The 6,096-nt window shown below is 70.5% G+C and carries 5 protein-coding genes and 1 pseudogene; 4 read left to right on the top strand and 2 right to left on the bottom strand.

Going from position 1 to position 6,096, the window contains the following annotated elements:
* Positions 1–309 (top strand): annotated as a pseudogene (locus ABR571_RS07950) (ABC transporter ATP-binding protein); the annotation flags it as partial.
* A gap of 25 nt (positions 310–334) precedes the next feature.
* On the opposite strand, the gene ABR571_RS07945 reads toward ABR571_RS07950, so the two are convergent.
* Positions 335–1,141 (bottom strand): DUF4097 family beta strand repeat-containing protein, encoded by an 807-nt coding sequence (locus ABR571_RS07945; RefSeq protein WP_409452647.1) that lies wholly within the window; start codon positions 1,139–1,141, stop codon positions 335–337.
* Positions 1,142–1,154: 13 nt separating this feature from the next.
* A complete protein-coding gene (locus ABR571_RS07940; protein WP_409452646.1) occupies positions 1,155–1,676 on the bottom strand; it encodes a hypothetical protein in 522 nt (173 codons plus the stop codon).
* Positions 1,677–1,859: 183 nt separating this feature from the next.
* Here ABR571_RS07940 and thyX point away from each other — a divergent pair, with 183 nt between their 5' ends.
* The 3 genes from thyX (at position 1,860) to ABR571_RS07925 (ending at position 6,085) form a co-directional block, all read left to right on the top strand.
* The gene (thyX, locus tag ABR571_RS07935) at positions 1,860–2,612 is read left to right on the top strand and encodes an FAD-dependent thymidylate synthase (protein WP_409452645.1); all 753 of its coding nucleotides are present in this window, start codon (positions 1,860–1,862) and stop codon (positions 2,610–2,612) included.
* Between the two features lie 71 nt (positions 2,613–2,683).
* Positions 2,684–3,544, top strand: coding sequence for a 4-hydroxy-tetrahydrodipicolinate synthase (dapA, locus tag ABR571_RS07930; RefSeq protein WP_409452653.1), 861 nt, complete (start codon positions 2,684–2,686; stop codon positions 3,542–3,544).
* A gap of 78 nt (positions 3,545–3,622) precedes the next feature.
* The gene (locus tag ABR571_RS07925; protein ID WP_409452644.1) at positions 3,623–6,085 is read left to right on the top strand and encodes a DNA translocase FtsK 4TM domain-containing protein; all 2,463 of its coding nucleotides are present in this window, start codon (positions 3,623–3,625) and stop codon (positions 6,083–6,085) included.
* Positions 6,086–6,096 lie beyond the last annotated feature (11 nt).

Raw genomic sequence — 6,096 nt, 5'->3', positions numbered from 1 at the left:
TCGCCGCTCTCGCAGTGGCCCTGGCCGGGTTGTCGGACTACGACACCGTGGTCGGCGCTGGCGGCGACCGGTTCTCCGGCGGCGAGCGGCAACGGCTGGCGCTAGCCCGCATGCTGCTGCGCAATCCGCGCGTCCAGCGGGCGGACGACGGTGGCCATCGCGCATCGGCTCTCCACCGTGCGGCACGTCGACCAGAGCGTCGCCCTCGATCGCGGTCGGATAGTCGAGCGCGGAACCCACGAGCAGTTGCTGGGCCGCAGGGGTCGCTATGCAGCGCTGGCCGCCGACCTGGTCGCCGAGCCGGGCTGACCGGCCGAATCCTGACCCGATCCGCTCAGGCCGCGCGGAAGAGCCGCACGTCGCCGCTGCCGGTCTTGGCCCGGACGGTGATCACATCCTCCGTCGAGGCCGGCTTGTCGTCGATAGGCAGTTCGGAACTGACCTGTCCGGAACCGCTGTGGACGTCCAGCCGCGCCGTGACGCCGGTCGGCAGGCCGATCTCCAGCCCACCCGAGCCGGTCGCGAGATCCACGTCGCCGTGCACCTCGCCGAGCCGGGCCGAGCCCGAGCCGCAGCGCGAGCGGACGGCTCCACGGATCACGTGGACGTCCAGATCGCCGCTGCCGCAGCCCGCATTGAGGGCGCCGCCGATCTCGCCGAAGGAGGCCGAGCCGGAGCCCGAGCGCAGCTCGACCGAACCAGTCACCTGAACCACCCGCGCGTTTCCGCTGCCGAATCGCAGCCGCAAGTTCCCCTCGACGTGCCGCAGCCCGGCGTCGGACGCGCCGAAGGCCAGGTCGGCGCCGCCGACATGACCGACGACGGTGATCGGCGCCGTCACGGTACTGATCTTGACCGCGGTTCCGGTCGGAACGACGACCTTGACGTCCAGGCTGCGGCCGATGCGGCGGCCGAAGACCGGCAGGTCGAAGATTCCGCCCTGCCGAGGCGCGGCGACGGTCAGCGTCCGGCCACTCATCATGACCACTGTCTGGTGGAGCAGCTCGCCCGCGTTCTTCCCGGCCTGGATCTCGACGCTGGCCTGCTCCAGGCCGTCTTCGGTGTCCACGGTGACCGAGCCGTGCCCGATCCGGACGAGCAGGTTGATGGGTCCGTCGATCGGAAAGCTGTGCTTCGGCATGTCGTACTCCTCGTCAGCCGTTGATCCAGCCGGTGATCCGGTGCTGGTTGTCGCGTCGTTGCCGGCCGCGGCCGGAGCCGTCCGGCGCACCGGCGGCGGCGGTGGTGCCGGCCTGCCGTAGCGCCGCCGAGGCGGCGCGCACCAGCCAGGTGTTGACGGACATGCCGTCGCGCTCGGCCGCGGCGTCGATGTCGGTCTTCAGCGAGTCCGACAGCCGCAGCGAGATCCGGGCGGTGGTGTCGCCGTCGTCGCGCCGCACCTCCTCGGCGGGCGGCTCCGGCTCGGTCGAGCGGACGTCGACGCTGACCTCGTCCCCGTCGAGCCGGACCGCGACGGCCGGCGCGCTCGGGAAGTCCAGCAACGCCGACGTGATCTCGTCGGCGGCGTCCGCGACCGCGCCCAGCAAGGCGAGGCGGACGGCCGGGGACGCCGTGTCGGCCAGCGCGGTGGCGATCTGTTGGGTCCGCTCGTCGCCCAGGGCGGCCGCAGTGCGGAGTTGCTCCTGGACTTGTGCGAGATGGTGTGACAGCTGCATGCTGTCAATATGACATCACTGATGCCGTCATGGCAATGGCAGTGGATCGTCGCCGGGACAGCCCCGCGCGCGAGCACGCGTGCCGTCGTCCCGTCGTCGCCTCCGCCGGTTACGCTCGGGGCCTCCAACCCACCACGCGCCACCGGGAAGGCGGCGCAGGGAACTCAGAGCAGGGAGCACGGCGTGCCCGACATCGTCCCGCTGAAGGTTCAGGCCATAGCCTGGACGCATTTCGAACCACCGGCGGACGTTCCGTGGGACACCGATACCGACGGCGGTGAGGCGCTGGCCGAGTTCGCCGGCCGGGCCTGCTACCAGTCGTGGAAGAAGCCGAACCCGGCGACGGCGACCAACGCCGGCTACCTGCGGCACATTCTCGAGGTCGGCCACCTGTCCGTGCTCGAGCACGGCTCGGTGACGTTCTCCCTCTCCGGCATCTCGCGGTCGCTCACCCATGAACTGATTCGCCACCGCCATTTCAGCTACTCGCAGCTGTCCCAGCGCTACGTCCCGGAGAAGGACGCGGCGATGGTTGAGCCGGAGGTCATCGCCGACGACCCTGAGCTGCACGCCAAGTTCGTCTCTGCCTCCGAGGCCGCAGTGCAGGCCTACACCGAGCTGCTGGAGGGCTTGGAGAAGAAGTTCGCCGATGTCGATCACGCGACCCTGCGCCGGAAGCAGGCGCGCCAGGCCGCCCGGGCCGTGCTGCCGAACGCCACGGAGACGCGCATCGTCGTCACCGGCAACTACCGCGCGTGGCGCCACTTCGTCGCGATGCGGGCCTCCGAGCACGCCGACGTGGAGATCCGCGAGCTGGCCATCGCGTGTCTGCGCGAGCTGCAGCGCATCGCCCCGAACGCATTCGCCGACTTCGAGATCACCTCGCTTCCGGACAGCACCGAGGTGGCTTCGAGCCCGTTCGTCAGCGAGGGCTGAGCGCCGAATCCGTCCGCCGTCCCGGGTATCGTTGACCCGTGGAGCCAGATCAGCGCCGTCCGTTCGGTCGCATGCTCACCGCCATGGTCACGCCCTTCGACGTGGCCGGTGCCCTCGATCTCGACAAGGCCGTCGAGCTGGCGACCTATCTCGTGGACGAACAGCGCAACGACGGGCTGGTCATAAGCGGGACCACCGGCGAGTCACCGACCACCACGGACGCCGAGAAGGCCGAGCTGCTCACCGCAGTCGTCGATGCCGTCGGCGACCGGGCTGCCGTCGTGGCCGGCATCGGGACGTTCGACACCGTGCACACCGTCCACCTCGCCCAGCAGGCCGAGAAGGCCGGTGCCGACGGCGTCCTCGTCGTCACGCCGTACTACTCCCGGCCGCCGCGGGCCGGGCTGGTCGCGCACTTCCGTGCCGTCGCCGACGCCACTGATCTGCCGGTGATGCTCTACGACATCCCCAGCCGCACCGGCACGCCGATCCACACCGACGACCTGATCGCCCTCGCCCAGCACGATCGGATCGTGGCCGTGAAGGACGCGAAGAGTGACGTCGCCGGCAGCGCCCGGGTGCTCGCCGAGACCGACCTCGCGTTCTACAGCGGCAACGACGCCGAGACGCTGCCCTGGCTGTCGATCGGCGCCGTCGGCGTCGTCGGTACGTCCACCCACTTCTCCGGTCGTGACACCAAAGCGATGATCGAGGCGTTCGAGCGGGGGGACGTGGCCGAAGCGCAGCGCCTGCACCGCCGGCTGTTGCCGATCTACACCGGCATCTTCCGAACCCAGGGCACGATTCTGGTCAAGGCCGGGCTGCGGCTGCGCGGTCTGGACGTCGGGCCGGTGCGGCTGCCGCTGGTGGACGCGACCGACCACGAGCTGAGCCACCTGCGCCAGGATCTTGCCGCGGCCGGACTGGGCTGACGCGGGGCCGAACCGACTTTCCGGCGCCGCTCGGCGGGTCACGCCAACAACCCTCAAGTTCAGGGTTAGCGTTGCCGGGTGAGCACTGGGACGAGGACGCGGCCACCGGCACGCAAGCCTGCGGGCGGGTCGAGGAGACCGGCGGCCAAACGCCGCGGGCGGTCGCCGCTCGCCGCTCCGCTCGTGGGCCTCGGCAAGGCGATCGCGGCGATCTGGCGCGCCCTGGCCACCGTCATCGGCGGCACCGCCCGAGCCGCGAGACGCAACGCGGCGACCGCGCGCGACCTCTCACCGGAGCACCGCCGCGACGGTGCCGCCCTCGGTGTCCTCGGCTTCGGACTGATCACGGCCATGGCCACCTGGTTCTCCGCCGCCGGCCCGGTCGGCGATGCGATCGAGACCGTCTGCCGCGCGATCGGAGGCAACGGCGCGTTGCTGCTGCCGATCGTGCTGCTCGCCGGCGGCGCGCACATGTTGCGCCAGGCGCCCGAGCCGGGCGGCCGCGGCCGCGTTCTGGTCGGCTCGGTCGCGCTCACCGTCGCCGTCCTCGGCCTGTTCGATCTCTGGGCGGCCAGCCCGTCGTCCGCGCACGGCCGCGCCCATGCCGGCGGCCTGGTCGGCACGGCCGCCGGCAAGCCGCTCTCGGCCGGGTTGTCCCCGGTGCTCGCGGTCCCCGTGCTGGCCCTGCTCGGCGCCTTCGGCATCCTCGTTGTCACCTCGACGCCCATCAGCGTCCTCGTCTGGTATCTCCGGTCGACGCTGCACCTCGGGCGGCCCGACACCGACGAGGTCGTCGAAGCGGTCGAGAAGACGCCGCGGCGGCGCAAGCGCACCGTCGTCGAGGCCGATCCCGACGCGGCCACCTCGGAGATCCCCGCCGAAGCCATCGACGGCGACGCGCCACCGACGCCGAAGCCGCGCAAGCCGCGTACGGCCAAGGTCGTCGAGCCGGAACTGCCGCCGATCGACCGCCCCTTGCAGCTCGAGCTCTCGGGCGGCGCCGGGCTCTACACGTTGCCGAGCCTGTCGACGCTCGCGCCGGGCTCGCCGCACCTTGAACACACCAAGGCCAACGACGAGGTCATCGCGGCCTTGCAGCAGGTGTTCGCGGAGTTCGACGTCGACTGTGCCGTCACCGGTTTCAATCGCGGTCCGACGGTCACCCGGTACGAGGTGTCGCTCGGGCCCGGTGTGAAGGTCGAGCGGATCACCAACCTGACCCGAAACATCGCGTACGCGGTGAAGAGTGCCGAGGTCCGCATCCTCAGCCCCATCCCCGGTAAGAGCGCGGTCGGTGTCGAGATCCCCAACGCCGACCCGGAGATCGTGATGATCGGCGACGTGCTGCGCTCGAAGGTCGCGCAGCGCGATCAGCACCCGATGCTCGTTGCGCTCGGGAAGGACGTCGAGGGCGGGTTCGTCGTCGCCAACCTGGCCCGCATGCCACACCTGCTCGTCGCCGGTGCCACCGGCGCCGGCAAGTCGAGCTGCATCAACACGCTGATCCTGTCGATCCTCGCCCGGGCCACGCCCGACCAGGTGCGCATGGTGCTCATCGACCCGAAACGCGTCGAGTTCGCCGCGTACCAAGGCATCCCGCATCTGGTCACGCCCGTGATCACCAACGCGAAGAAGGCGGCCGACGCCCTGCAATGGGTCGTGCGCGAGATGGACATGCGTTACGAGGACATGGAGCACTCGGGCACCCGGCACATCGACGACTTCAACAAGAAGGTGTTGAGCGGCGAGCTCAAGGCGCCGCCCGGCTCCGAACGGGTCTACTCGGCCTACCCGTACCTGTTGGTGATCGTCGACGAGCTCGCGGACCTGATGATGGTGGCCCCGCGCGACGTCGAGGACTCCGTCGTGCGCATCACACAGCTCGCCCGCGCCGCCGGCATCCACCTCGTGATCGCGACCCAGCGTCCCTCGGTTGATGTGGTCACCGGGCTGATCAAGGCCAACGTCCCGTCCCGGCTGGCTTTCAAGACGTCCTCGCTGGCCGATTCCCGCGTCATCCTCGACCAGCCCGGCGCCGAGAAGCTGCTGGGCAAGGGCGACGCGCTGTTCCTGCCGATGGGGGCGTCGAAGCCGGCCCGCATGCAGGGTGCGTTCGTCACCGACGTCGAGATCAACACGATCGTCGGGCACTGCAAGAAGCAGCTTCAACCGACGTACCGCGACGACGTCACGGCGCCGCAGGCGGCGAAGTTGGAGATCGACGAGGAGATCGGCGACGATCTCGACCTGCTCCTGTCGGCGGTCGAGCTGGTGGTCTCGACCCAGTTCGGCTCCACGTCGATGCTGCAGCGCAAGTTGCGCGTCGGCTTCGCGAAGGCGGGCCGGTTGATGGACCTGATGGAGTCACGCGGCATCGTGGGGCCCTCGGAGGGTTCGAAGGCGCGCGAGGTGCTCGTGGCACCGGACGAGCTGGCCGGGCTGCTCTACACGCTGCGCAGTGGTGGCAGCGCCGACGACCTCGTCGCGCCGGCCGACGACGACGTGGAACCTCCGATGCCCACAGGGTCCGAGCCGGTCTGAGGCGGCCCGCT

It is taken from the genome of Jatrophihabitans sp. (assembly GCF_046262535.1).
Lineage (GTDB): Bacteria > Actinomycetota > Actinomycetes > Mycobacteriales > Jatrophihabitantaceae > Jatrophihabitans.
Note: the sequence above shows the minus strand (reverse complement) of the source record. Positions and strands in the feature narration are given on the sequence as shown.